The sequence below is a fragment of the Desulfobulbus elongatus DSM 2908 genome, assembly GCF_000621145.1.
GTDB lineage: Bacteria > Desulfobacterota > Desulfobulbia > Desulfobulbales > Desulfobulbaceae > Desulfobulbus > Desulfobulbus elongatus.
The window spans coordinates 1-23,636 of sequence record NZ_JHZB01000017.1; the positions used below are offsets into that span (position 1 = coordinate 1).

Below are 23,636 nucleotides of genomic sequence, written 5' to 3' on the forward strand. Positions count from 1 at the left end.
CGGGCAGCGAACACGAGGGACCGACGCGGTAATGTAGCAATGGTGCTGAAAAAAATTGAGATGGCGCCAAGTCATCTCCTTAAAATCATGGGCGTGGCAGAGCTTCCCGCACTCAGGGCACGGGAAAAGCGTGCCGCGTTGAGCCGCTATCGTTAATCGAAGTTCGTGAGGACTCTTGGATGTGTCGAGCATTTGCCCGGTAATCTCCCAAGGCGCCAGCAGCCCAAGGCCTAACGCAATGATATCGTTGCCGTTCATGGTATCCCTCGTCATTTGGTGTGGCTTTGATCCCTATATACAGCAAATCCACACCAAATGACGAGGAGCCAGTTTTTCGGCGCGGAATCCCTGCTCGCCGGCCGTGGCCAGGGCCTGCTGGGAGGCGGTCAATCGCTGGCAAAGTCCCCGGAAGCTGGTGCCGAGACGGCCGATTTCGTCCCCGGTGGCGGGTAGATCGAGGAATTCGGCCTGGCGTTCGGGAAAGGCGGCCATGGCCTGGGTGAGCTGGTGGATCGGCCGGGCGACCAGCCGGTTGAACAGCACAAACATGACTGCCGCCGCCGCCAGAACCGAGAGTAGGCCCAACAGAAGCAGGGTGCGGTTGTTGGCGCCGATGACGGCGTCGGCCCAGGCAATCGGGATGGTGATGGACAGGGCGCCGCGGATGTCGCCGGGCTGGTAGCCGTGCTCGCTGTGGCAGGTCAGGCACGAGGTCTCGGTGAACAGCGGCGCGGCGTACCGCAGCACCCGGCCGTCGGCCGTGCGGTCGAGGGCCAGTTGTTCGTTGGCCCCCTGCGCGAAACTGCGCAGGCTGTCCTGTTCGAAGGCGTCGGGGGCGTTGTCGGGATTGACCGGCTGCAAGCTGGTCACCCGGAACCAGCCCATGCCGGTTTTGGCGGCATATGCGGAGAGTTCGCGGGTGACCATGGCCGGATTGCGCTTGACCAGCACCAGGCCGGATGCCGTGGTCATCACCGGTTCGTGGAGATAGACGTTGGCCGGGGTCGTCGCCGAGCGCACCAGAAACAGCCCCTGATGGTCGGCCACCCATTGCCGGGTGAGCAGGATCTGTTTGTACAGCATGCGGGCCTGCTGCTCGGCCTGGCCGATGATCAGCCGGTTCTGCAGGTCGGCAGTGTAGAGGATCAGCGACCCGGAGGAGAGGATCAGGATGGTGACGACGGCGAGGATGAACTTTCCCTTCAGCGTCATGGCGTTCGCGCGGCTCTTCAAGAGGGAGGGCAGCCGATCGTTTGTTGCCGCCCATGCAGGTTCGCACGGTACCATAGCCGCCGCTGGATTGCTACCTTACGGTAACATTGCGGCCATCGGCAAACCGTCCCGATGGTTAACGAACTCCCAGCGGCCGACTGCCGCGCCGGGCGCTGCCGTTGCGCCCCTCATTTTTCCCTGTCTTTTTTTTTCCGATTCCGTAGAATTGGAAAATTCCGACAACCCCTTGTTGCCGGCGGGTGCCGCGCCGGGAGGAGGAGCCATGAAGCGGAAACTGGTCATCGTGATGGTGGGCCTGCCGGCGCGCGGCAAATCGACCATGGCGCGCAAGCTGGGGCGCACGCTGGAGCTGGACGGGGTCAGGGTGCGCATCTTCAATAACGGCGAGCTGCGCCGGAAGCTCGACACCGATGCCGACACCTCGGCCTCGGATTTTTTTGCGCCGACCAATGTCCGGGGCCGCGAGCTGCGCGAACAGATTTCGCGGATGAACATCGAGATGGCCCAGGCCTTTCTGGCCGAAGGCGGCGAGGTGGCGATCATGGACGCGAGCAACGTCACCCGGGAGCGGCGGCAGGCCATTGCCGCCGCCTTCCCCGGCCTGCCGCTCTGCTGCATCGAGTGTCTCAACGCCGACGAAGAGGCCCTGGAGGCCAACCTGGAGCGCAAGACCAAGTTGAAGGAATTCCGGCACCTGTCGCCGGAAAAGGCCCTGGAAAGCTTCACCAGGCGGATCGCCTACTACGAGTCGATCTACGAGCCGCTCGACACCGAACAAAACCGCATTCTGGTGGATTCATTCGACAATTGCATCCTGCAGGAGCATATCACCGATGTGCTGCCCTATTACGACCGCATCCGCGACATCATCACCACCAGGGTGGTGCGCAACCTCTACCTCGTTCGCCACGGCGAAACCCACTACAACCGCGAGGACCGCATCGGCGGCGATTCCGATCTCACCGACAAGGGCCGGGAGCAGGCCAAGGCCCTGGCCGAGCATTTCGCCACCATCCGCATCCCCATCATCTTCACCAGCAACTACAAGAGGACCCTGCAGACCGCCGAGCCGATCGCCGAGCGCCAGGACCCCTGCTCGATCATTGCCCTGCCGGAGTTCAACGAAATCCATGCCGGCATCTGCGAGGGCATGACCTACGAGGAGATCCGCCGGAACATGCCGCACGTTGCCAGGGCGCGGGGCCCGAACAAGTACCGCTACGTCTATCCCGAAGGCGAAGGCTACAAGACCATGGAAGACCGGGTGCACCGCGGCCTGAAAAAGGTGTTTTTCCTCAACAACTACGACGAGAACATCATGATCGTCGGCCACCGGGCGGTGAACCGCATGATTCTCTCCTGTTTCCTCTCACGCCAGGAAGAGGAGATTCCCTACATCTACATGCCGCAGGACCGCTATTACCACATCCAGATCGACCCGCACAAGCGGCTGTTCGAACTCGTCCCCTACCGGAGCGTGGCCTCGGGCTGGTAGACGGCGGGCCGGGGCGTCGGCTATTGCAGGGCGGTGGTGTCGTCCTCGCTCAAGCCGTGCCGGACGCCGTGCTGCCGTTCCTTTTCCTGAAGCTGCTTTCTGGCCTCCTCCTCGGAGATGCCCAAGGATCGCGCCAGTTCGGCAAGATCGTAGCAGGGGCTGCCGTCCGGGGCAAAACGCCGCGGCTTGAGTTCGGGGAACTGGGCACCGGTGGCATGGCAGCTGGCCTGAGCCAGCAGTTCACGAATCTCCGGCGGCCCGTGCAGCAGGAGCCACTCCACCGCCGAGGCCCAGAGTTCGCTGTCCACGGTCGGATGCTGCACGATGCGCATGGCCGATTCCACGGTCCACTGCTCTGCGAAGGGAATCATGGCTGCTTCTCCTGATGTTGATGTGACGGCCGGGCCATATCGGAAAGGAGCATCCCGTTGCAGCACGGCTGGCCGTCGTCGTCTGTCATCGCCCGTATCCGGAGGCGAGATTTTCCTTTGGTTCGCGTTCCAGCCGCCACTATAATACTCCCAGTCGTCACGGCAATCTTTTCAAGGAGCGGTTCATGGGTGCGGACAACGTCATTTTGCTGGAATCCCTGGAGTGGTTCGACGAGAGCGGGCAGGAACTGCTGCACCGCCTGCCCGAGCAGGGGTCGGGGGAAATCAAGTACGGGGCGCAGTTGACGGTGCGCGACAGCCAGGCCGCCGTCCTGTTTTACAAAGGCAAGGCCTGCGACGCCTACGGGCCGGGCCGCCACACCCTCAAGACCGGCAACATCCCGATCCTGACCAAGATCCTGTCCGCGCCCTGGGGCATGATCAGTCCCCTTCGGGCCGAGGTATTTTTTATCAACCTCAAGACCTTCCCCGATCTCAAGTGGGGAACCCGCGACCCGGTGGCCTTCCGCGACGCCGAGCTGGGCCTGGTCCGCCTGCGCGCCCATGGCGTGTTCAGCATCCGGGTGATCCAGCCGCTGCTTTTGATCAACACCCTGGCCGGCACCATGGGCCGGTACAGCACCGAGCAGGTCGAGGACTACCTGCGCCAGATGATCGTCTCCCGGTTCAACGACTATCTGGGCGAACACCTCACCTCGCTGTTCGATCTGCCCGGCCGGTTCGACGATATCGCCGAGGGACTGGCACAGCGCCTGCGCCAGGACTTCGCCCGGCTCGGCCTGGGCCTGGCCGCCCTGTACGTGACCTCGATCACGCCGCCCGCCGAGGTGCAGCAGGCCATCGACGACCGGTCGCGACTGGGCGTGATCAGGGACATGGACAAGTTCGTGCGGATGAAGGCGGCCATGGCCATGGAAAAGGCGGCGACCGCCGGCGGCGAGGCTGGTGCCGGCCTGGGCTTGGGGCTGGGCATGCTGATGCCGACCATGTTTGCCGGCCTCCGGACGGATTCCCCCGGCAACGGAGTGGGCCGGGAGGTCGCCTGTGGGGAATGTGCCAACCCGATCCCGGCCACGGCCCGTTTCTGTCCCTTTTGCGGGCATCAGCAGATCCTCAACCAGCAGTGTGCCAACTGCGGCAACAACCTGATGCCGGGGGTGAAATACTGCCCGCTCTGCGGTCATCCGGCGGAGGAAGAGGTGCGCGAGCGGATCTGCCCGCATTGCCGCGCCGCCAACCTGCCCGCCTCCCTGTTCTGCAACCAATGCGGCGAGCGGCTCGGGTAGGGGTGGCGTCCAACCCGGCACCGTCGGCGCGCGCGGAGAGCGATGGCCATCCGGGTTGAGCAGGATTGCCCGCACTGCGGCGCCGCGATCGAGTTCGTCGAAACCGACCATGTCCTTGCCTGCGGCTATTGCGGCGCCAGGAGCCTGCTCCAGAGCGCCGGTCCGTGCCGCTATGTCCTGCCCATGGCCGGCGGGGCTTCCTCGGCCGGTCTGCTGCTCGCCCCCTATCTGCGGTTCAAGGGGACCATCTATCTGGTGCGCGGAGAAACCATCGAGCACCGGGTGATCGACACCACCCAGGCGGCCAGTCCGGCCCTCGGTCTGCCGCCGTCGCTGGGACTCCGGCCCCAGGCCATGCGCCTGCGCCGAATCGTCTCCGAGGACGGCAATCTCTTCCTGCCCCAGACTCTCAAGGCCAGCGCCATTGTCGAGAAGGCGGCAATGGTCGGCGGGCTCGCCCCCCTGGGGTGCGAGCCGTTTCAGCACCGCGCCTACATCGGCGAGCATCTCAGTTACATCTATCTGCCGCTGGTGGCTAAGAACCGGGGCGTATACGACGGGGTAACCGGCGAGCGGCTGCTCGAACTCGACGGCACCGGCGAGCACGGCTTGAGCGGCCGGCGGTTCGACGAGAGCTGGCGGGTTCGATTCCTGTCGGCCCTCTGCCCGCAGTGCGGCGCCGGGCTGGAGGGGGCCGGCGACTGCGAGGTGATGACCTGCGCCCTCTGCGACAGCGCCTGGGCCGTGGGACCGGACGGACTGGCCGCTGTCGACTGGCAGATGCAGCCGGCAACGGAGAGTACCGCGCTCTTCCTGCCGTTCTGGCAGATGACCGCCCAGATTCCGGCCTTGCGCATCAGCAGCTTCGCCGATTTCGTCGTCCGCAGCAATCAGCCCTTTCTGCCCCGGCCGGAGTGGCGGGACCGGGCCATGAGTCTGTGGATTCCGGCGGTGCGGCTGCGGCCGAAGATCTTCCTCCAGGCCGGCCGCCAGGCCACCCTGGGGCAATGGCGGCTTGCGCCCGTACCGGGTCGGGTCCGGCCGAACCTGTTTCCGGCGACCCTGCCGGCCTCGGAGGCCCGCCAGGCGGTCAAGCTGATGCTGGCCGCCAGCTCGGCCAGCCCGCGCCGCATTTTTCCCATGCTGCCGCAAGTCCGGCTGACCGGGGTGAGCACCCGGCTGGTCTACCTGCCCTTTGCCGACCGCGGCCATGACTGGGTGCAACCGGAAACCGGCGTGGCCATCGGCAAGAACATTCTCAGGTTCGGCCGGACGCTCTAGTTTTGACAGCCGCCCGGCCCCGTGGTATAGCTGGAACCCATCAGGTCAGCACGATTTTTTCTCTTTTGGGACCCTTGTTCACATGATGAGCGAACACGAACAGTTCATGCACGCCGCCTTGGATGAAGCCCGCCAGGCCCTGGCCGGGGGCGAGTTTCCGGTCGGCTGTGTCATGGTCGCCGACGGGCGGATTGTCGCCAGGGCGCGGCGCTGCAATAGCGCCGAGGGACAGCGGAACGAGATCGATCATGCCGAGGTGATCGCCCTGCGGCGGCTGGTTGCCGAACGGCCGGATCTGGACCTCGGCACGGTGACGGTCTATTCGACCCTGGAACCCTGCCTGATGTGCTACGCCACCATGCTGCTGTCCGGCATCCGCACCTTTGTCTGGGCCTACGAGGATGTGATGGGAGGCGGCGCCAACCTGCCCCTGTACATGCTCAACACCCTGTACGCCCAGATGCGGGTCCACCTGCTCGACCGGGTGCTGCGCGAGGAGAGCCTGCATCTGTTCCAGGAGTTTTTCCGCACCGGTACCTACTGGCAGGACAGTCTGCTGGCCCGCTACACCATGGCCCAGACCGTCCAGGCGAAGCCATGACCACCGCACCGGCCGCCCGGACCGTGGGCTTCCAGGAGGGCGAGCGCAACATCTTCTTCCATATCCTCACCGCCTGCAACCTGGCCTGCCGCCACTGCTACATCAATCCCGCCCAGCACGGGACCGCCACCCTGGGGTTCGATACCGTCCGCCAGTGGCTGAAGCTGTTCGCCCGGCCCGAGCGGCAGACCAACCTCATTCTTCTGGGCGGCGAACCCACTTTGCATCCCGAGTTGGCGGCCATCATCAGGGCGGCCAAGTCGATGCGGTACGCGGTGACCGTGGATACCAACGGCTACCTCTTCCACGACCTGCTCGACCGGATCGGGCCGCAGGAACTGGATTACCTCAGCTTCAGCCTCGACGGCCCGGAGGCGGCGGTCAACGACCCGATCCGGGGCGAGGGCGTGTTCGCGGTCTGCACCGACAACATCCGCCGGGCCGTGGCCGCCGGCTTCAACACCAGTCTGATCTATACGGTCTCCAATCTCAACATCGGCCATTTGCACCGCATGCCGGCCCTGCTGGCCGATCTGGGCATCCGCCGCTTCTTCATCCAGGTGATCGGCCTGCGCGGCAACCCGGTGGTGAAGAAGCCGGTCGGTCAGGACAACTGGCAGGTGGCGCCCGAAGAGTGGCTGGCGGTGGTGCCCGAGGTGGCCCTGGCCGCGGCCCGCCTGGGCATCCACGCGATCTATCCCAAGGTCTATCTCGATGCGGAGGAGGCCTTCCAGTGCGCCGGCATCGTGGCCGACAATTTTTTCGTGTTTCCCAACGGCCGGGTGTACCGCTGCCCGCTGTGCGAAGACCATCCCATCCACAGTTACCTGATCGAGGACAACCGGCTCGTGTACCGCGACGGCCTCACCGAGGACCGGTTCTTTCCCCTGAACATCCCCGAGGGCTGCGTCATGAACAAACTGCTCCAGCCCGACAACATCCGCTACCGTGCCGACGGCACGCCGATGCACCGCATTTCCTGCTGCCTGCTCAAGCAGGAAGTGGCCCCGCTTTCCTGAAGCGGCCCGGACAATTCTCAATTCCTCCGATCAATAAAAAAGGGAAGAGGACCGTGGCGGTCCTCTTCCCTTGCACGTTGTCTGCGCGTGTTGATCAGGTCCTGAACTTGGCCATCAACTCCTTGAGCCGGTCGGCGATGGTCGACAGCTCTTCGGCGCTCACCTTGACCTGGCCACTGGCCTGGTTGATCTCGTTGGCGCTGTTGTTGACTGCGGCGATGTCCGAGGCGATCTCTGCGGCCACCGTCGTGCTCTGGGCCACGTTGCCGTTGACTTCGCTGATGCCCTGGGAAGCCTGGTGCACGTTCTGGGCGATTTCCTTGGTGGTCGCGGTCTGTTCCTCCACGGCCGCGGCAATGGTGGCGACGATCTTGTCGACATCGGCGATGACCTGGCCGATCTCGTTGATTTCCTTGACCGTGATGCCGGTCGCCTCCTGCACGCCCTCGATCTTGTTCTTGATGTCGAGGGTGGCGGCGGCGGTCTGCCGCGCCAGGTCCTTGATCTCGTTGGCGACCACGGCGAATCCCTTGCCCGCCTCGCCGGCCCTGGCCGCCTCGATGGTGGCGTTGAGGGCCAGCAGGTTGGTCTGTTCGGAGATTTCGGTGATGGCCTCGGTGACCTTGTTGATTTCGTCCGCGGCCTTGCCGAGTTCGTTGACCCGTTCGGAGGCCTTGCGCGACTGCTGGACCGCCACGGTAGTGATTTCCTTGGCCTTGCCGGAATTGCTGGCGATTTCGTTGATGGTGGCGTTCATTTCCTCGGCGGCGGCGGCCACCATGTTGACATTGACCGCGGCCTGTTCCATGGCGGCGGCGATCGAATTCTGGTTGGCGCTCATCTCCTCGGCGGCGGCGGCCACCTGGCCGGAACGGCTGGCGGTCGATCCCGCGCCGGCGGCCATCTGATTGGCGATGGCGGCCAGCTGGGTCGAGGATTCGTCCACCCGCACCACGCCGCTGTTGATGTCACCGAACATCCGCCGCAGGTTGGTCGCCATGTCGTTGAGCGAGCGGGCCAGGATGCCGATTTCGTCCTTCTGGTCGACGTCCATGGTCTTGGTCAGATCGCCTCCGGCCATGGCCTTGGCCAGATCGACCCCCTTGAACAGCGGCTTGGTGATCAGGCGGGTGAGGAGCAGGCCGGAGAAGACCGCCATGGCGACACCGATCACCAGGCAGACGATGGTGATCAGGCGGCCGCGGGCGGCGATCTTGTGGGCCGCCTCGACATTGGCGGCGGCATTTTTCTCGACGGCCTGGACCATCTTGTCGATGGCGGCGAAGGTGTTGGTCTGCTCGGTGGCGCCTTGTTGCAGCAGCAAGGTGTTCATCTTGACGAATTTCTCGTTGGCACTGGTGACGATGTTGCCCATCTTGCCGGTCATGGCGAAGACCTGTTGGGAAACGGGAATCAGTTGCTTCTCATATATTTCCTTGGCCAGGCCGAACTGACCGCTGGTCGCCAGTGTTTTGATTTCCCCCACCAGTTGATGCAATGTGGCGTGGACCGGTTTGATTTCCTTTGCCAGGGCCACCATGTCCGGGTTGGTGGTGTCCATGTTTTTCATCCACTTGCCCAGGGCGCAATCGGTATCGCTGACGCCCCCCTCGAACGGGATATTCAGCAGGATCAATTTGCCGATGTTGGCGAGCAGGGCATTGTGGCCGATTTCAAACGAGGAAATATGCTCCCGCATGATGTCGGGCTGGGTCATGTCCATGGCGATCAGTTCCTTGGACAGCTCGACCGCCTGGTTGTTGGCTTCGGCCCATTTGGTGATGTGGGTATTGAAATCCTGCCACTCGGTCTTGATGGTGTTCATGATCGGCAGGCCGGCGAATTTTTCCCTGGCGGCGCCATAGACCTTGCGCGATTCGAGAAGCTGTTTGTGCGAGAATTCACGTTGTTCCCTGGTGGCGTAGGGAGTCAGCAGGGTGCGCATCAGGGCGGCGATGGAGGCCGCCTCGCTCTTGACGACAAGAATGCTTTCCACGGCCGGCAGTCCTTCGTTGCCGAGTTGGTCCGATTCATGGGCGAGTTCCCCCTGCTGGAGGATGGACAGAAGCCCGACCACGAGAATGAGGAGAGCGGAAAGCAGGAAGCCGCCAAGCATTTTGATCCCGATTCTGATGTTTTTCATGCTGCAATCCCGGTGAGATGAATAAAAAGGTGAAAGGATGAAAGAGAAAAATACGCTTGTAACGGATTATCGGGAAACGCCTGGGGCATGTCAAGGTTGAAAAGGGAAAATGTCTGCGGCCGCCGACAGGGAGAGGAAAAAAAGAATGATAAGATGGAGGATGGGATGGGGAACCCGGGAAAGCGGACTACCCGGTCTTGCGGATCGCCAGGGCGACGTTGGCGGCAAAGAGAATGAGGGCGCCCAGCCAACCGGTGGCGGTCAGGGGCGGGTCGGCGACCAGCCACGGTCCGAGCAGGGCGGCGAGAAGAATGCGGCTCGAGGAGACGACCGCGCCCTCCACCGCTGTCACATAGAGAAATCCATAGGTGAGCAGATACTGGCCGAGCACGCCCACCGCCGAACAGGCGAGCAGAAAGCCCCATTCAAGCGGATTCGGGAGAAAGAGGGCGTCGTGGAGCAGGGGCAGCATCAGCAGGGCCCCCGGCCCGAACATGTAGAAGAGGATGGTCTGCGAATCGTGGAATTGACGGCTGAGGTTCAGATAGATGATGGAGAAGCCGGCAAAGAAGCCGGACAGCAGGCCCCACCATTGGTTGCCGGTTGCCGGCGACGGCGTCCCGCCGGGGGCGAGGATCAGCCAGACGCCCAGCGAGGCGAGGCCGACGATGCCCAGGGCGACGGCATCGCGTTGGTCGCGGAGCGCGAACCAGGAAAAGGCGGTGACGAACAGGGGATAGGTCATGTTGAGGATGTTGGCGCTGGCCACGGTCGAGACATCGACCGCCTTGTAAAAGCAGAACACGGCCAGGGCATTGGTCACCGTCCGGCCGACGATGTAGTGGACGCGGGTGCAGTCGGGGCGGTGCCCCTTGAGCGCCATGGACACGCTGACAATGGCGAACCCGAGGACAAAACGGGCAAAGGTGTAGAAGGCGGCGCTGATGTCCACGTACGCCTGGCCCCAACTGATGATGACGGTGGCCAGGTAGAAGCAGCCCGCTGAACCGAAAACGGCCAGCCAGCCGAGCAGCGGCTCACGCCGGGCGGTTTCGGCCGCGGGTGTCGGGCGGGTGGACGCGGTCATGGCGGAAAAGGAGCGGCGGGCATGGGGCAGGGACACGGCGGGTCCGCCCTAGGCGGCGGTCGCACGGTCGTTCGCGCCGGTTTTCTTCCCGCCGCCGAAGACGCGGCAGGCCACGATGCCGGCTTCGTACAGGGCAAACAGCGGCAGGGAGAGCAGCACGGTGGCGGTGGGCTCGCCGGTTGTCAGGAGGAAAGCGAGGACCGCGATGGCAAGGTAGAAGGGGATGCGCTTTTGGCTGAAATGATCGCTCCTGATCAGGCCGGCGCGGGTCGCCATCACCATGAGGAAGGGAATCTCGAAGGCGATGCCGAAGGCCAGCACCATGCGGGCGGTGAAGGTGAGGTACAGGCCGAGCTTGATCATCGGCTGCAGGGAGGGCGAGGCATAGCTCATGAAATAATGGAGCATGCGGGGCAGGGCGACGAAGAAGGCGAAGGCCGCGCCCGCGGCGAACAGCAGCGTGGCCCAGAGGACAATGGTGCGCACCGTTCGTTTTTCGCGGTCGAGGAGCCCCGGGGCGACAAAGAGCCAGGCCTGATAGAGCAGAAAGGGAAAGGCGGTGACCAGGCCGACCAGCAGGGAGAGCTTGAGATAGCTGAGAAAGGCATCGGTGAGCTTGGTGTAGACCAGCTTGCCCAACTGCGGGTAGGCGAGGTAGAGGGGCCGCATGCACCAGGCCGCGATCTCATCCTTGCAGAGATAGGCGACGGTGCTGGTCAGCAGGATCGCGACACAGCAGCGGATGAGCCGCTTGCGCAACTCATCCTGATGGGGTCGCAGATGTTCCAGGGCCTCGATCATGGCGCCTGCGTGCTGTCCCCGGCCGATTTTCGGAAAGTGGCGGCCGTCTCGGGCGGCGGGGCTTGCGCCGCCTGCCGGTCAGGAGCGGCGGTCTCGTCCGCAGGGGCGTCCTGGTGGCGCAGTTCGGCCTCGATGGCCCGTTCCTCGGGTTCCACGTCGATGACCGGCTCCTGATCCCGGCCGCTCCGCGCGTCCGGTCCGGCGGCCGGTTTCCACTCCGAGAGATCGGTGTCGATCAGTCTGGTGCGCAGATCGTCGGCGGTCGTGCGCAGGTCGCGCTGCACGGTTTTAAGGGTTTCGTCTTCCTCGGTCAGGCTTTCCTTGACCTGGTTGAGCGTTTTCTTCATCTCCATCAGTCCCTTTGCCAACGAACGGGCCAGACCGGGCAGTTTGTCCGGCCCGACCACGATCAGGGCCACTGCAAGGATGACGATTATTTCCGGGAGGCCTATTCCGAACATGGCGAACACCAGGGAGAAGTTTGGCGGGAATGGCTGACAAGCCGCTGCAAATCATCAAGTCTACGGGATTTGACCCGAGGTGTCAAGCGGGGCCGGATGCCTTGCCGGAGGGCGGCTTGCGGAGGCCGTCGAGCAGGTGGAGGAGGGCGAGCACGGGATGGGACAGGAGCAGGCGACGGCCGCTGTACCGCATCACCGCGCGGATCTGTTCGCGCTTGCCGGGGGCGTAGCAGTGAATGGGGCATTTGCCGCAGGTGGGCTTGCGGTCCTGGAAGGGGCAATGATGCAGCCGTTTTCGGGCATAGGCGAGGAGCTGACGGCAATCCTCGCACAGTTCCGGTGCGCTGTTGTGGTGATCCCGGCAGTACCGGCGGATCAGTGCTTCCACGGTTCGGGCTTCGCGCTGCATGCGCCGTGAAGTGAAGACGTCTGGCATCGGTTTTTCAGTGCAAGGAGGAAACACGGAAACACAGCATTCCGCATGGTCGGACCCACTGTACCACGGTCGCCGCAAGGAAGCACCGTCAATGCACCGGGGATTGGCGCGGGACCGGTGAATGTTACGAAAAGGAAACGGTCTGCGGGCGTTGATGTTACCGAATCGTAGCACATGCCGTGGCCGCGGGGTCGCATGGGGTTGAAGTTGCCGCATTGTCCGGCCTGGTATGCCGTTTGCTTCGAAGCTGGTGCCTGAAGAGGGGGCAGCGCGCGCGGTCCGGTCGCATGCCGGCAGCGGCGACGCCGTGCAATCCAACAAGCAAGAAGGGGCAACAGAGCTGCCTATGATGAAATATGCCGCCGTTCTCGCCGTGATCGTGACCCTGGGCGTGTTCGCCAACCTGGTCCACGAGTCCGGGATGCTGTCCTACCTGTCGAGCGATCCCAAGGTCTGCGTCAACTGCCACACCATGACCACCCACTATGTCACCTGGCAGCACAGTTCCCATCGGAACCGGGCCACCTGCGTGGACTGCCATCTGCCGCGCGACTCGTTCGTGAACAAAATGCTGGCCAAGGCGCGGGACGGCTACCATCATTCCGTGGCCATGACGTTCAAGACCTATGGTGCCAACCTGCGCATCAGCACCGATGCCGCCCGGCGGATCCAGGACAACTGCATCGCCTGCCACCGGGAGGTGGTTTCCCAGATGACGGCCAACAGCACGCTCTATGAACGGGTGGCCGACAACGCCGTGCAGATGGGGCGCCGCTGCTGGGAATGCCACCGGGGCCTCCCCCACGGCACCATGCGCAACCTGTCGGCAACGCAGAATAATTTTACGGTCAAGGTGTTGTAAGGATCTCAACCAGGAGAATGTGTATGAAGAAATCATCCGTCGTTTTCACGCTCTGTGCGCTCGCCACGGTCCCGATGGTGCTGCTGACCCTTTCCATCCGGGAGAACAAGGCCGAGCAGCAGGTCATGAACGCCGTCCCGGCCATCAAGGAGGGCGAGACCCGGTCCTCCGAGTGGGGCAAACACTATCCCCGGCAGTACGACACCTTCATGCAGACGAGAAAGAGCGACGAGATCACCGATGTCCTCAAGCAGGACCCGGCCATGGTGATTCTGTGGGCGGGTTATCCGTTCGCCAAGGATTACAACAAGCCGCGGGGCCACTATTACGCCCTGGAGGACAACCTCAACACCCTGCGTACCGGTGCGCCGGTGGACAACAAGACCGGCCCCCTGGCGACGGCCTGCTGGACCTGCAAGTCTCCGGACGTGCCCCGGCTGATCAAGCGGGACGGCGAGAAGGAGTTTTTCACCGGCACCTGGGCCAAGTACGGCGACGAGGTGGTCAACCCCATCGGCTGCGGCGACTGCCACGACAGCGCCACCATGAAACTGACCCTGAGCCGCGACTACCTCAAGCGGGCCCTGGATGCCGAGGGCCGGCTGAAAACCGCCGACATCACCCATCAAGACATGCGTTCCCTGGTCTGCGCCCAATGCCACGCCGAATACTATTTCAAGAAGACCGAGTGGGAGGACAAGGGGCAGAAGAAAACCGCCGCAGTGGTCACCTTCCCCTGGAACAAAGGCTTGTCGGCCGAGAACATGGAAGAGTACTACGACAGCTACGGCTTTTCCGACTGGACCCACCCGCTGAGCAAAACGCCGATGCTCAAGGCGCAGCATCCCGACTACGAAACCTTTGTCACCGGCGTCCACAGCCGCAACGGCCTGGCCTGCGCCGACTGCCACATGTCCTACGTGCGGGAGGGCGGCGTCAAGTATTCGAGCCACAAGGTCGGCAGCCCGCTCGACGACATCGCCAACACCTGCCTCAACTGCCATAACGGCACCGAGAAGGAATTCCGCGAGACCGTGGAGAAAAAGCTGGCACGTAAAGAGGAACTGGCCAAGCTGGCCACCGACATCCTGGCCCGGGCCCACCTGGAAGCGGCCAAGGCCTGGAGCCTCGGGGCGACCGAGGAGGAAATGGCGCCGGCCCTGCAGGACATCCGCCACGGCCAGTGGCGCTGGGATTACGCCGTTGCCGGCCACGGCGCCTTTTTCCATGCGCCGGAGGAAACCCTGCGGGTCCTGGCCGGAGCCATCAACAAGGGCCAGGATGCCCGGCTGAAACTGCGCACCGTTCTGGCCAGATACAATGCCGCCGATTTCACCGCTCCGGATTTTTCCACCAAGGAGAAGGCGCAGGCCCTGGTCGGCCTGGATTACGCCAAGCTGGTCGAGGAGAAAAAGACCTTCCTCAACACCCTGAAACAGGAGTGGTTCAAAAAAGGCGAGGAAAAGGGGTTGTACGATCCTGCGTCCCGCAAGGACATGGTGCTGAAAACCTCGTATAACTGAGCCGTTCCGGTCTTCCCTGTCTGCCGCCTTCCGGTCCGTCCGCGCTCTGCTGGGCGGACCGGAAGGCTTTTTTATTTATGCCGTATTGTGCCGGAATACGGTTTTTCTTGCCCTGCGGCCCCTTTTTTCTCCTGTTTGACTTTTCACACTTTATCTGCTAGATAAACAAGGTTTGGTTGGGGTTCGACGCCGTCGACCAGCGCCGGCAGGGCGTTGCCGCGGGGCGTTGATCGCTCGTATCTATTCAATATGTGGAGAAAACATGGCCAGTGTGGTGGTGGTCGGCACCCAGTGGGGTGATGAAGGCAAAGGCAAAATCGTCGATCTCCTGACCCGGTATGCGGATTTCGTCGTCCGGTTCCAGGGCGGAAACAATGCCGGCCATACCCTGGTTGTGGATGGGAAACAGTACATCTTTCATATCATCCCCTCCGGGATTCTGTACAAGGACAAGACCTGCGTCATCGGCAACGGGGTGATCATCGATCCCGGCGTGCTGCTCAAGGAAATGGCCAACCTGGCCGAAAAGGGCATGGCCGTCACGCCCAGGCAGCTTTTGATCAGCGCGAACGCCCACCTGATCATGCCCTATCATCAGTGCCTGGATGTGGCCCGCGAGAACGCCCTGGCCAAGGGCAAGAAGATCGGCACCACCGGCCGGGGCATCGGCCCCTGCTACATGGACAAGGTCGGGCGGGTCGGCATGAAGGTCGGCGACCTGCTCGACATGAGCCTGTTCACCGACAAGCTCCAGGCCGCGGTGGAGGACAAGAATTTCATCCTCACCCGGCAGTTCGGGGCGCAGCCGCTGGACTATGCCGCCATCCTCGACCAGTTCGAGGCCCATGCCGCCCAGTTGTCACCTTTTATCGGCAATGTGTCGGTGGCGCTGGATCAGGCGCGCAAGGCGGGCAAAAACATTCTGTTCGAAGGCGCGCAGGGCACCCAACTCGACATCGACCACGGCACCTACCCCTTTGTCACCTCCTCCAATACCATCGCCGGCAACGCCTGCATCGGCTCCGGGTTCGGACCGGTCCATATCGACGAGGTGATCGGCATTCTCAAGGCCTACACCACCCGGGTGGGCGAGGGGCCGTTCCCCACCGAGCTGCCGGAAGGCGATGGTATCGGCGACATCCTCCAGCAAAAGGGGCACGAATACGGCGCGACCACCGGCCGCCGCCGCCGGTGTGGCTGGTTCGACGCAGTGGTGGCCAATGACGCCGTCAGGCTCAACGGTCTGACCGGATTCGCCGTGACCAAGCTCGATGTCCTTTCCGGCCTGAAAAAACTGAAGATCGCCACCGGCTATCGGGTGGAAGGGGTGCCGTACGGCTACATGCCGGACAATATCCGCAAGGCGCGGATGGCCGAGCCGGTGTACGAGGAAATGGACGGATGGGGCACCGAACTCCCCGGAATCCGCTCCTACGAGGACCTGCCGGCGCAGGCCAAGGACTATCTCAAGCGTCTGGAGGACCTGACCGGCGTTGCCCCGGCGATTGTTTCCGTGGGCCCCGACCGCGAGGAAACCCTCCTGCTGCGCAATCCTTTTTCCGGGTGATACCGCAGGGTTGTTGACAACGGATCTTGTCAAATTCCTGATCGTGCTTATTAGAAAACAACTTGGAGACCTGCCGGTCCCGGCACTGTATGCACGGCGACAGCGGGCTTCCAGAGCGTTTCAGTTTCCCGGAGAAAAAACGACCTCCGGGATTTTTATTCCATGGAGGCAGAAAACATGGCGCGTATAACTGTTGAGGATTGCCTGAAAAAGGTAGGTGACGACAATCGGTTTGCCCTGATCCACCTGGCGGTGGAGCGGATTCGGCAGCACCGCAAGGGTGAACCCTTTCTGGTGACGGGCAAGAACAAGGAGATTGTCATGACCCTCCGCGAGATCGCCGCCGGCAAGGTGACCTTTGACAACATCCACGAACTTCCCAAACAGCGCAAGGCGGAGAAGGCGGCGGAGGCAGCCGTCGACGAGGCTGCCGCCGAGGAATAGCCGCAGCCGGATGTGGGACCGACCATGAGCAAGAGCTATTACGAGATACTCGGTGTCAGCAAGGATGCTTCGGCCGAGGCCATCAAGAAGGCCTACCGCAAGCTCGCCATGAAATACCACCCGGACCGCAATCAGGGCGACACCGAGGCCGAGGAAAAATTCAAGGAGGCCGCCGAGGCGTACGAAGTGCTGAGCGATGCGCAGAAGCGGCGGATCTACGATACCTACGGCAAGGAAGGACTGCGCAGCAGCGGCTACAGCGGACCGGGGAGCAGCGAGGATATTTTTTCGCACATCAACGACCTGTTCGGCGACCTGTTCGGGTTCGGCGGCGGCCGGGCTCGGCGGCGCGACCCCAATGCCCCGGTCCAGGGCGAGGACCTGCGCTACGACATCCGCATTTCCTTCATGGAGGCGGTGCATGGCGTCAACCGCCAGGTCGAGGTCACCAAGCGGGAAACCTGTTGGACCTGCGAAGGATCTGGAGCCCGGCCGGGACATCGGCCGCAGGTCTGTCCGATGTGCCAGGGCCGCGGCCAGGTCGTCCGTTCCCAGGGCTTTTTTCAGGTCACCACCACCTGTCCGCGCTGCCATGGCGCGGGCCAGGTGATCACCGACCCTTGCACCGACTGCCAGGGCGAGGGCCTGGTCAACCGGAGCAAGAAGGTCAGCATCCGCATTCCGGCCGGCGTGGATACCGGTTCGCGGATGCGGTTGGCCGGCGAGGGTGAGGGCGGCCGCCGCGGCGGACCGTCCGGCGATCTGTACGTGGTCATCCATGTCGACGAACACGAGCATTTTCAAAGGGATGGGCAGACCATCTATCTCCGGCTGCCGGTGTCGATGGTGCGGGCCGCCCTCGGCTGCGAGGCCGATGTCCCCACCATTCACGGCACAACCAAGCTGAAGATCCCCGCCGGCTCCCAGTCCGGTGAGCGGTTCGTTCTGCGGGGCGAAGGCGTGCCCAGCCTGCGCGGCGGCGGCCGGGGCGACATGGTGGTCGAGATCCAGGTCCAGACCCCCACCAAGCTGACCAAGGAACAGAAGCAGTTGCTCCGCGAGTTCGAGGACTTCAGCAAGGAACAGGAAGAAGAGGGATTTTTCTCCAGACTCTTCCATGGCAATCTCGGCAAGCAGAAGAAAAAAAGCGGCGACCAGGAAAAGGTAGCCAATGCCTGAGCAATTCACCCACTTCGATGCCAGCGGCAATGCCCGCATGGTCGATGTCGGCGCCAAGGGCGAAACCGCTCGGCAGGCGACCGCGGCCGGCACGATTGCCATGTCCGCGCAGGCGTACGGCATGGTCCGCCAGGGAACGGTCAAGAAAGGCGACGTGCTCGGCGTGGCCCGGATCGCCGGCATCATGGCGGCCAAGAAAGTGGACCAGTTGATTCCCCTGTGTCATCCCCTGGCGATCACCGGAGTGGATATCGACTTTTCCTTCGACGATGCCCGTTGCGCCATCGGGATCACGGCAACGGTGACGATCACCGGCCGGACCGGGGTGGAGATGGAGGCCCTGACGGCGGTGTCGGTCGCGGCCCTGACCATCTACGACATGTGCAAGGCCGTCGACAAGACCATGGTGGTGTCGGACATCCGGCTGCTGCGCAAAAGCGGCGGCAAGAGCGGACTGTTTGTCAGGCCATCCACCGCATGCTATAGTGATGGAGAAAACGAGAACCACCTTGTTGGAGAATAACGATGGATGAACAGGATTTGTTGCGGTTCAAAGAGCAGCTTGAAGCGATGAAGACGGAAATCGCCACCGATGTCGAACAGACCCTGAGCGAGATGACCAATTCTTCCGGCAACATCCCCGACCCCAACGACCGGGCCAGCATGGAGTCGGACCGCAGCTTCGAGTTGCGGATTCGCGGCCGGGAACGGAAACTGATGGACAAGATCGAGGAGGCCCTGGCGCGGATCGAGGACGGCACCTACGGCGTCTGTGCCGGTTGCGGCTGCGATATCGCCATCAAGCGGCTCCAGGCCCGGCCGGTGGCCAAATTCTGCATCGACTGCAAGTCCCGGCAGGAGCAGCGGGAAAAGGAACAGGGACGCTAGACGATAGGCGCGTGCATGCCTGAATTGCGAAAAGATCCGATTCTCGGCCGCTGGATCATCATTGCCCAGGAGCGGGGCAAGCGGCCGACCGATTTCCTGGTCGAGGAATACAAGGTCAAGGGCGGCTTCTGCCCGCTCTGCCCCGGCAACGAGAAAACCACCCCGGACGAGGTGCTGGTCTATGGCCGGGAATGGGGCTATGCCAACACGCCCGGCTGGAAGCTGCGCGTCGTCCCCAACAAATATCCGGCCCTGATCATCGAGGGGGAACTCGACAAGCAGGGAGAAGGACTCTACGACCGGATGAACGGTATCGGCGCCCACGAGGTGATCATCGAAAGCCCGAACCATCAGGACCGGTTCTCCCACTTGCCGCCGCATCAGATGCTGCTCACCTTCCAGGCCTTCCGCGAGCGCATCCGCGACCTGGCCAAGGACCACCGCTTCAACTACGTGGTGGTGTTCAAGAATTTCGGCAAGGCCGCCGGCGCCTCGCTCGAACACTCCCACTCCCAACTGGTGGCGCTACCCATCCTGCCCCGGATGGTGACCTCCGAACTCGACGGCAGCCTCTCCTATTTCAAATACAAGGACCGCTGCATTTTCTGCGACATCATCCGCCAGGAACTCCAGCAGAAGGTCCGCCTGGTCTGCGAGAACGACCAGTTCGTCACCTTGACCCCCTTTGCTCCGCGCTCGCCGTTCGAGATGTGGGTCATGCCCAAGCGGCACAATTCCTCCTATATCGAACAGGATGACACCTCGCTGATCGCGCTGGCCGAAATATTTTCCGAAACCCTGCGCCGGCTCGATACCTGCATTCCGCATGTCCCCTATAATTTCGTGCTCCACACCCAGCCCCTGCGCTCCGGTCCGCTGGAACATTACCACTGGCATTTCGAGATCGTGCCCAAACTGACCTCCATTGCCGGGTTCGAGTGGGGAACCGGCTTCTACATCAATCCCATGCCGCCTGAAGAGACGTGCCGCTATCTTCGCGAGGTGAAACTGTAGGAGAGAATCGTGGAAAAGAAACGCATCCTGCTGGTCGACGACGAGGAAAGCATCCAGTTGCTCTACCGGGAGGAGTTCGAGGAAGAGGGCTATATCGTGGATTCGGCCCGCAACGGCGCCGAGGCCCTGGAAAAATTCCGGGAAAACCCGCCCGATCTGGTGCTGCTGGACATCAACATGCCGGGCATGAACGGCATCGAGGTGTTGCGGCAGATGAAAGAGATGCGGGCGACGCTGCCCATCATCCTCAACTCGGCCTACCAGGAATACAAGCAGGACTTCGGTAGCTGGGCCTCCGAGGCCTACGTGGTCAAGTCGGCCAACATGGACGAACTCAAGGCCACGGTCCGCAAATATCTCGGCTGATCCGGCCGGCGTCCGGCGGCTGAGAGCCCTGCGGCGCCGGATGCCGCCGCACCCCCGTCAACTCGCCCACCCATGAAAGACATCCAGAGCCGCCACGATTCCAGACGGATCAACATCCGCAAGGTGGGCGTCAAGTCACTTTCCTATCCGATCATCGTCCTCGACCGGGCGAGCGCGACCCAGCAGACGCTGGCGCGGGTCAACATGTACGTCGATCTGCCGCACCGGTTCAAGGGGACCCACATGAGCCGGTTTGTCGAGATCCTCAACCGGTTTCACGGCCAGTTCAATATCAGGACCTGCCACCTCATCCTCGAGGAGATGAAGAGGCGCCTGGAGGCCGAGTCCGCCCATCTGGAGCTCGCCTTTCCCTTTTTTCTCGCGGCCGGGGCTGCAGAACAGGAACCCGGCATGGCGCGGTACGACTGCCGTCTGCACGGCACGCTCGCCCGCACCTTCGACCTGGTGGTCGAGGTCGACGTGCCGGTGCCCCTGGCCGACCGACCCGGTCCGGAGCACGTGCCCGCCCCCGCAGGAATGTGGGGCAGTGTCACCGCGTCGGTCCGTATGAAGCGCTTTCTCTGGATCGAGGACCTGATCGCCCTGATCCGCCAGGAGACATCGCCGCAGGCGGCCAGGGCGGAAACCGTCGAATTCCTGTGCCGGCGGATCGACGATGTCCTGCGGGCAACCGGCTCATTTCATTGGTACAAAGTTGTTGTGAAAAATATAGGCAGCGGGTATTCAACGTTTGCTTCTTCCGAGTGGCCCGAGCCCGCGCCGGACCGGACGGCCGGCCGGGAAGGAGTGTGGCGTTCCGGCGGCGCTTCGGAAGCCGCTGGTCCCTTCATGTCCAACAATCCACCAAGAACGGACTGCAATGAGTGAACTTCTTTTTGAAATCGGCACAGAAGAAATTCCGGCCGGATACATCCAGCCGGCCCTGGACGCGTTGGCCGCCGCGGCTGCCGGGAAGCTGCACGGTCTGGAACTCGCCTTCGAGTCGATCCGCACCTTCGGCACCCCCAGACGCCTGGCCCTGGCCGTCACAGGATTGCAGTCGCGGCAGGCGGACCGGCGCCAGCAGCATATCGGCCCCTCGAAAAAGGCCGGGTTCGACGCCAACGGCAAGCTGACCAAGGCAGCGGAAGGATTCGCCCGCTCGCGCGGTTTCGAACCCGAACAGCTTCAGGTGGTGACGACGCCCAAGGGCGACTATCTGATGGTGGAGGAGGATGTCCAGGGGCAGGAGACAGCGGCGCTGCTGCCGCCGGTACTGGAAGCGCTCATCCGGGAACTGGTGTTCCCCAAATCGATGCACTGGGCCGATTGCAGCCTCACCTTTGCCCGGCCCATACAGTGGCTGCTCGCCCTGTACGACGGCGAGGTGCTGCCCCTGACCATCGAGGGGCTGACCAGCGGCGCGACCACTCGCGGCCACCGGTTCATGGCCCCGGAGGACGTTGCGGTCAACGGTATCGATTCCTACTTGGCCACCCTGGCCGAACGCTTTGTGATCGTGGACCCGGCCGAGCGGCGGGCCAAAGTGGTGGCCGAGGTTCGGCGGGCGGTCAGCGAGGCGGCCGGCGCAGAGGGGGCGCAGCCGGTGCTGCACGAAGGACTGCTCGACACCGTCACCAATCTGGTGGAACTGCCCTGCGCCATCTGTGGCCGCTTTGATCGCAAGTTCCTGCACCTGCCCCAGGAAGCCCTGGTGACCTCGATGCGAGAGCATCAGAAATATTTTCCCGTGGTTGGGGCGGACGGCCGCCTGCTGCCGCTGTTCGTGGCGGTGAACAACACCCGGATCGCGGACCGGGCGCTGGCCGCCAGCGGCCACGAGCGGGTGCTGCGCGCCCGGCTCGAGGACGGCCTGTTTTTCTTCAACGAAGACCGCAAACGGCCCTTGGCCGACCGCTGTCCGGAACTGAGCGGCATCGTCTTCCAGAACAAATTGGGGACCATGGCGGCCAAAAGCGGGCGCATCGCCGCGCTTGCCGGCCTGCTGGCCGAGCGGATCGCCCCGGAGTTGCGCGCCGCCGCCGTCCGCGCCGCCACCCTGGCCAAGGCCGATCTGCTCACCACCATGGTCGGCGAATTTCCCTCGCTCCAGGGAATCATGGGCCGGGTGTACGGGCTCCATGACGGCGAGAAGCCGGCGGTCGCCCAGGCCATCGAAGAGCACTACCTGCCGATCCGGGCCGGCGGCGAGGTGCCGCAATCCCTGCTCGGCGCCTTGGTCGGCATCGCCGACCGCATGGATACCCTGGTCGGCTGTTTCGCCATCGGCGAGAAACCCACGGGCAACAAGGATGCCTTTGGCCTCAGACGGCAGGCCATCGGGCTGATCAGCATCCTCCGTGGCCTGCACATTTCCCTGTCCCTGGAAACCGTCGCCGCGGCCGCCCTGGCCGGTTATGCCGGCGTGGTCGAGCAGAACCCCGGCGTGGCCGGCGAGGTGGTGCATTTTATCCGGCTTCGTTTTGAAAACGAGCAGATAGCCGCCGGTTTGCCCCAGGCGTTGGTGGAGGCGGCCACCTCCGTCGGTTTCGACGATCCGGTCGATTGCCTGATGAGGATCGAAGCCCTCAACCAGATCCGCAGCCAGGAGAGCTTCCCGGTCCTGGCCGGCTCCTTCAAGCGCATCCGCAACATCATCAAGGACAACCGCGAGACCGCCATCGACGAGGCCCTGCTGACCGAGTCGGCCGAAAAGGAATTGTTCGCCGCCTTGACCGCAGTGCGGGCCAGGGCCCTGCCATTGCTCGAGCAGCGGAGCTACGAGCCGGCCCTGCTGGCGATGCTGGAGATCAAAAACCCGGTGGACCGCTTCTTCGACACGGTCATGGTCATGGCCGAGGATGCGGCCATCCGCCGGAACCGTCTGAACCTGCTGACAGCCCTGGGCGAACTGATTCTCCGGGTGGGGGACATCTCCCGGATGCACGTGGAGAAGGAATAACTGCGGCCCTGGCCGGCGCGGCACAAATGTGCGCCCCTTGCGGGGTGACAATAAAAAAGGCTGCTCTCAAAAGAGCAGCCTTTTTGTTTATATGGGGGCGTCTGTCTTGTCAGCTATTTCTTATGACAGATGACGCACTTGACGAGATCGGGATTGTTCTTGCGGTGGCATCCCTGGCAGAGGGTATGGGCGGCGTTCTTGAAGGAGGCCAGTTTGTCGGGCATGCCCGCCTTGCTGTTGTGGCAGGATTCGCACTTTTCGATTTTCTGCCCCTCGACGTAGGAAAGCCGTTTCCCCTCCTCGGTCTTGCCGTGGTGGCAGGTTTTGCATTCCAGGCGGGCTTGGTGGGCACCGTGGGGGAAATAGGCCGGTTTTGCCGGGTTCGCTGGATCGATGGTCGACTGCAGGGTGAGTTCCGGCGACCCCTTGTCGGCACTGGTGGCCTCGCCCAGGGAACAGGGGATACAACAGAATGCCACGAAAACGCCGCAAATCAGCGTTTTTTTCATGACCAACCTCCTCGTTGCGACTCGTTTGCTTCAGAAATGAACACAATGCCTGCACTGGGCACGTTATAGCGTGACGGCCGAAGGATT

Annotated in this window: 25 protein-coding genes; 16 read left to right on the plus strand and 9 right to left on the minus strand. The window is 63.1% G+C overall.

Annotation, left to right across the window (positions count from 1 at the left end):
• Both Q362_RS0109670 and Q362_RS20030 read right to left on the minus strand, forming a co-directional pair.
• Nucleotides 1-258 (minus strand): transposase family protein (locus Q362_RS0109670; protein WP_028318527.1); only part of this gene is annotated, 258 nt, incomplete at its 3' end.
• Between the two features lie 33 nt (nt 259-291).
• Entirely contained in the window at nt 292-1,212 is a 921-nt protein-coding gene (locus Q362_RS20030; protein ID WP_084312525.1) for a c-type heme family protein, read from the minus strand.
• A 283-nt stretch (nt 1,213-1,495) separates the two neighbouring features.
• Here Q362_RS20030 and Q362_RS0109680 point away from each other — a divergent pair, with 283 nt between their 5' ends.
• Complete coding sequence (locus Q362_RS0109680) at nt 1,496-2,728, plus strand: bifunctional nucleoside/nucleotide kinase/histidine phosphatase family protein (RefSeq protein WP_028318528.1); 1,233 nt, start codon at nt 1,496-1,498, stop codon at nt 2,726-2,728.
• A gap of 20 nt (nt 2,729-2,748) precedes the next feature.
• Here Q362_RS0109680 and Q362_RS0109685 read toward each other — a convergent pair whose 3' ends face one another.
• On the minus strand, nt 2,749-3,099 hold the full coding sequence (locus tag Q362_RS0109685) for a hypothetical protein (RefSeq protein ID WP_028318529.1): 351 nt from the start codon (nt 3,097-3,099) through the stop codon (nt 2,749-2,751).
• Between the two features lie 185 nt (nt 3,100-3,284).
• Here Q362_RS0109685 and Q362_RS0109690 point away from each other — a divergent pair, with 185 nt between their 5' ends.
• The 4 genes from Q362_RS0109690 to Q362_RS0109705 all read left to right on the plus strand — a co-directional run bounded on the left by Q362_RS0109690 (nt 3,285) and on the right by Q362_RS0109705 (nt 7,307).
• Entirely contained in the window at nt 3,285-4,406 is a 1,122-nt protein-coding gene (locus Q362_RS0109690) for an SPFH domain-containing protein (RefSeq protein WP_028318530.1), read from the plus strand.
• Nucleotides 4,407-4,448: 42 nt separating this feature from the next.
• Nucleotides 4,449-5,687: a TFIIB-type zinc ribbon-containing protein gene (locus Q362_RS0109695; RefSeq protein ID WP_028318531.1), complete on the plus strand. Its 1,239-nt coding sequence runs from the start codon at nt 4,449-4,451 to the stop codon at nt 5,685-5,687.
• 82 nt (nt 5,688-5,769) lie between these two features.
• Nucleotides 5,770-6,288, plus strand: a complete 519-nt coding sequence (locus tag Q362_RS0109700; protein WP_028318532.1) for a nucleoside deaminase — start codon at nt 5,770-5,772, stop codon at nt 6,286-6,288.
• Nucleotides 6,285-7,307 (plus strand): radical SAM protein, encoded by a 1,023-nt coding sequence (locus Q362_RS0109705; RefSeq protein WP_028318533.1) that lies wholly within the window; start codon nt 6,285-6,287, stop codon nt 7,305-7,307. Before Q362_RS0109700 ends, Q362_RS0109705 begins: the two co-directional genes overlap by 4 nt.
• A gap of 94 nt (nt 7,308-7,401) precedes the next feature.
• Here the strand turns inward: Q362_RS0109705 and Q362_RS22255 are convergent, their stop codons facing one another.
• From Q362_RS22255 to Q362_RS0109730, 5 genes are all read right to left on the minus strand, one after another.
• The gene (locus tag Q362_RS22255; protein WP_051554036.1) at nt 7,402-9,450 is read right to left on the minus strand and encodes a HAMP domain-containing methyl-accepting chemotaxis protein; all 2,049 of its coding nucleotides are present in this window, start codon (nt 9,448-9,450) and stop codon (nt 7,402-7,404) included.
• A gap of 187 nt (nt 9,451-9,637) precedes the next feature.
• Nucleotides 9,638-10,573 (minus strand): DMT family transporter, encoded by a 936-nt coding sequence (locus Q362_RS0109715; RefSeq protein WP_245590193.1) that lies wholly within the window; start codon nt 10,571-10,573, stop codon nt 9,638-9,640.
• Between the two features lie 12 nt (nt 10,574-10,585).
• Nucleotides 10,586-11,338 carry a twin-arginine translocase subunit TatC gene (tatC, locus tag Q362_RS20040; protein ID WP_051554041.1) on the minus strand — a complete coding sequence of 251 codons (753 nt, stop codon included), beginning with the start codon at nt 11,336-11,338 and terminating at the stop codon, nt 10,586-10,588.
• Complete coding sequence (locus Q362_RS20045) at nt 11,335-11,799, minus strand: twin-arginine translocase TatA/TatE family subunit (RefSeq protein WP_035216280.1); 465 nt, start codon at nt 11,797-11,799, stop codon at nt 11,335-11,337. Before Q362_RS20045 ends, tatC begins: the two co-directional genes overlap by 4 nt.
• An 82-nt stretch (nt 11,800-11,881) precedes the next feature.
• Nucleotides 11,882-12,235 (minus strand): nitrous oxide-stimulated promoter family protein, encoded by a 354-nt coding sequence (locus tag Q362_RS0109730; protein WP_028318535.1) that lies wholly within the window; start codon nt 12,233-12,235, stop codon nt 11,882-11,884.
• 346 nt (nt 12,236-12,581) lie between these two features.
• Here Q362_RS0109730 and nrfH point away from each other — a divergent pair, with 346 nt between their 5' ends.
• The 11 genes from nrfH to glyS all read left to right on the plus strand — a co-directional run bounded on the left by nrfH (nt 12,582) and on the right by glyS (nt 23,040).
• Entirely contained in the window at nt 12,582-13,097 is a 516-nt protein-coding gene (gene nrfH, locus Q362_RS0109735; protein WP_035216282.1) for a cytochrome c nitrite reductase small subunit, read from the plus strand.
• A 23-nt stretch (nt 13,098-13,120) separates the two neighbouring features.
• The gene (nrfA, locus tag Q362_RS0109740) at nt 13,121-14,620 is read left to right on the plus strand and encodes an ammonia-forming cytochrome c nitrite reductase (protein WP_028318537.1); all 1,500 of its coding nucleotides are present in this window, start codon (nt 13,121-13,123) and stop codon (nt 14,618-14,620) included.
• Between the two features lie 262 nt (nt 14,621-14,882).
• Entirely contained in the window at nt 14,883-16,187 is a 1,305-nt protein-coding gene (locus Q362_RS0109745) for an adenylosuccinate synthase (RefSeq protein WP_028318538.1), read from the plus strand.
• Nucleotides 16,188-16,364: 177 nt separating this feature from the next.
• Entirely contained in the window at nt 16,365-16,631 is a 267-nt protein-coding gene (gene rpoZ / locus Q362_RS20050) for a DNA-directed RNA polymerase subunit omega (protein ID WP_035216310.1), read from the plus strand.
• 24 nt (nt 16,632-16,655) lie between these two features.
• Nucleotides 16,656-17,810, plus strand: a complete 1,155-nt coding sequence (gene dnaJ / locus Q362_RS20055) for a molecular chaperone DnaJ (protein WP_035216284.1) — start codon at nt 16,656-16,658, stop codon at nt 17,808-17,810.
• The gene (moaC, locus tag Q362_RS20060; protein ID WP_051554046.1) at nt 17,803-18,333 is read left to right on the plus strand and encodes a cyclic pyranopterin monophosphate synthase MoaC; all 531 of its coding nucleotides are present in this window, start codon (nt 17,803-17,805) and stop codon (nt 18,331-18,333) included. Before dnaJ ends, moaC begins: the two co-directional genes overlap by 8 nt.
• Nucleotides 18,334-18,335: 2 nt before the next feature.
• Nucleotides 18,336-18,698, plus strand: coding sequence for an RNA polymerase-binding protein DksA (gene dksA / locus Q362_RS0109765; RefSeq protein WP_028318539.1), 363 nt, complete (start codon nt 18,336-18,338; stop codon nt 18,696-18,698).
• 15 nt (nt 18,699-18,713) lie between these two features.
• Entirely contained in the window at nt 18,714-19,712 is a 999-nt protein-coding gene (galT, locus tag Q362_RS0109770) for a galactose-1-phosphate uridylyltransferase (protein WP_028318540.1), read from the plus strand.
• 9 nt (nt 19,713-19,721) lie between these two features.
• A complete protein-coding gene (locus Q362_RS0109775; protein ID WP_028318541.1) occupies nt 19,722-20,078 on the plus strand; it encodes a response regulator in 357 nt (118 codons plus the stop codon).
• Between the two features lie 72 nt (nt 20,079-20,150).
• Nucleotides 20,151-20,966, plus strand: coding sequence for a GTP cyclohydrolase, FolE2/MptA family (locus Q362_RS20065; protein WP_051554048.1), 816 nt, complete (start codon nt 20,151-20,153; stop codon nt 20,964-20,966).
• Nucleotides 20,959-23,040 carry a glycine--tRNA ligase subunit beta gene (glyS, locus tag Q362_RS0109785; RefSeq protein ID WP_028318542.1) on the plus strand — a complete coding sequence of 694 codons (2,082 nt, stop codon included), beginning with the start codon at nt 20,959-20,961 and terminating at the stop codon, nt 23,038-23,040. Before Q362_RS20065 ends, glyS begins: the two co-directional genes overlap by 8 nt.
• Before the next feature lie 113 nt (nt 23,041-23,153).
• Here glyS and Q362_RS0109790 read toward each other — a convergent pair whose 3' ends face one another.
• On the minus strand, nt 23,154-23,549 hold the full coding sequence (locus tag Q362_RS0109790) for a cytochrome c3 family protein (protein ID WP_028318543.1): 396 nt from the start codon (nt 23,547-23,549) through the stop codon (nt 23,154-23,156).
• Nucleotides 23,550-23,636 lie beyond the last annotated feature (87 nt).

Excerpts from the sequence above, each read along its gene's own strand:
- Q362_RS0109695 (WP_028318531.1), top strand. The coding sequence starts at position 4,449 with ATGGCCATCCGGGTTGAGCAGGATTGCCCGCACTGCGGCGCCGCGATC.
- dksA (WP_028318539.1), top strand. The coding sequence starts at position 18,336 with ATGGATGAACAGGATTTGTTGCGGTTCAAAGAGCAGCTTGAAGCGATG.
- Q362_RS0109685 (WP_028318529.1), bottom strand. The coding sequence starts at position 3,099 with ATGATTCCCTTCGCAGAGCAGTGGACCGTGGAATCGGCCATGCGCATC.
- Q362_RS0109730 (WP_028318535.1), bottom strand. The coding sequence starts at position 12,235 with ATGCCAGACGTCTTCACTTCACGGCGCATGCAGCGCGAAGCCCGAACC.
- moaC (WP_051554046.1), top strand. The coding sequence starts at position 17,803 with ATGCCTGAGCAATTCACCCACTTCGATGCCAGCGGCAATGCCCGCATG.
- Q362_RS0109705 (WP_028318533.1), top strand. The coding sequence starts at position 6,285 with ATGACCACCGCACCGGCCGCCCGGACCGTGGGCTTCCAGGAGGGCGAG.
- glyS (WP_028318542.1), top strand. The coding sequence starts at position 20,959 with ATGAGTGAACTTCTTTTTGAAATCGGCACAGAAGAAATTCCGGCCGGA.
- nrfA (WP_028318537.1), top strand. The coding sequence starts at position 13,121 with ATGAAGAAATCATCCGTCGTTTTCACGCTCTGTGCGCTCGCCACGGTC.
- Q362_RS0109745 (WP_028318538.1), top strand. The coding sequence starts at position 14,883 with ATGGCCAGTGTGGTGGTGGTCGGCACCCAGTGGGGTGATGAAGGCAAA.
- dnaJ (WP_035216284.1), top strand. The coding sequence starts at position 16,656 with ATGAGCAAGAGCTATTACGAGATACTCGGTGTCAGCAAGGATGCTTCG.
- Q362_RS0109680 (WP_028318528.1), top strand. The coding sequence starts at position 1,496 with ATGAAGCGGAAACTGGTCATCGTGATGGTGGGCCTGCCGGCGCGCGGC.
- galT (WP_028318540.1), top strand. The coding sequence starts at position 18,714 with ATGCCTGAATTGCGAAAAGATCCGATTCTCGGCCGCTGGATCATCATT.
- nrfH (WP_035216282.1), top strand. The coding sequence starts at position 12,582 with ATGATGAAATATGCCGCCGTTCTCGCCGTGATCGTGACCCTGGGCGTG.
- Q362_RS0109700 (WP_028318532.1), top strand. The coding sequence starts at position 5,770 with ATGATGAGCGAACACGAACAGTTCATGCACGCCGCCTTGGATGAAGCC.
- Q362_RS0109790 (WP_028318543.1), bottom strand. The coding sequence starts at position 23,549 with ATGAAAAAAACGCTGATTTGCGGCGTTTTCGTGGCATTCTGTTGTATC.
- Q362_RS22255 (WP_051554036.1), bottom strand. The coding sequence starts at position 9,450 with ATGAAAAACATCAGAATCGGGATCAAAATGCTTGGCGGCTTCCTGCTT.
- tatC (WP_051554041.1), bottom strand. The coding sequence starts at position 11,338 with ATGATCGAGGCCCTGGAACATCTGCGACCCCATCAGGATGAGTTGCGC.
- Q362_RS20030 (WP_084312525.1), bottom strand. The coding sequence starts at position 1,212 with ATGACGCTGAAGGGAAAGTTCATCCTCGCCGTCGTCACCATCCTGATC.
- Q362_RS20065 (WP_051554048.1), top strand. The coding sequence starts at position 20,151 with ATGAAAGACATCCAGAGCCGCCACGATTCCAGACGGATCAACATCCGC.
- Q362_RS20045 (WP_035216280.1), bottom strand. The coding sequence starts at position 11,799 with ATGTTCGGAATAGGCCTCCCGGAAATAATCGTCATCCTTGCAGTGGCC.
- Q362_RS0109690 (WP_028318530.1), top strand. The coding sequence starts at position 3,285 with ATGGGTGCGGACAACGTCATTTTGCTGGAATCCCTGGAGTGGTTCGAC.
- rpoZ (WP_035216310.1), top strand. The coding sequence starts at position 16,365 with ATGGCGCGTATAACTGTTGAGGATTGCCTGAAAAAGGTAGGTGACGAC.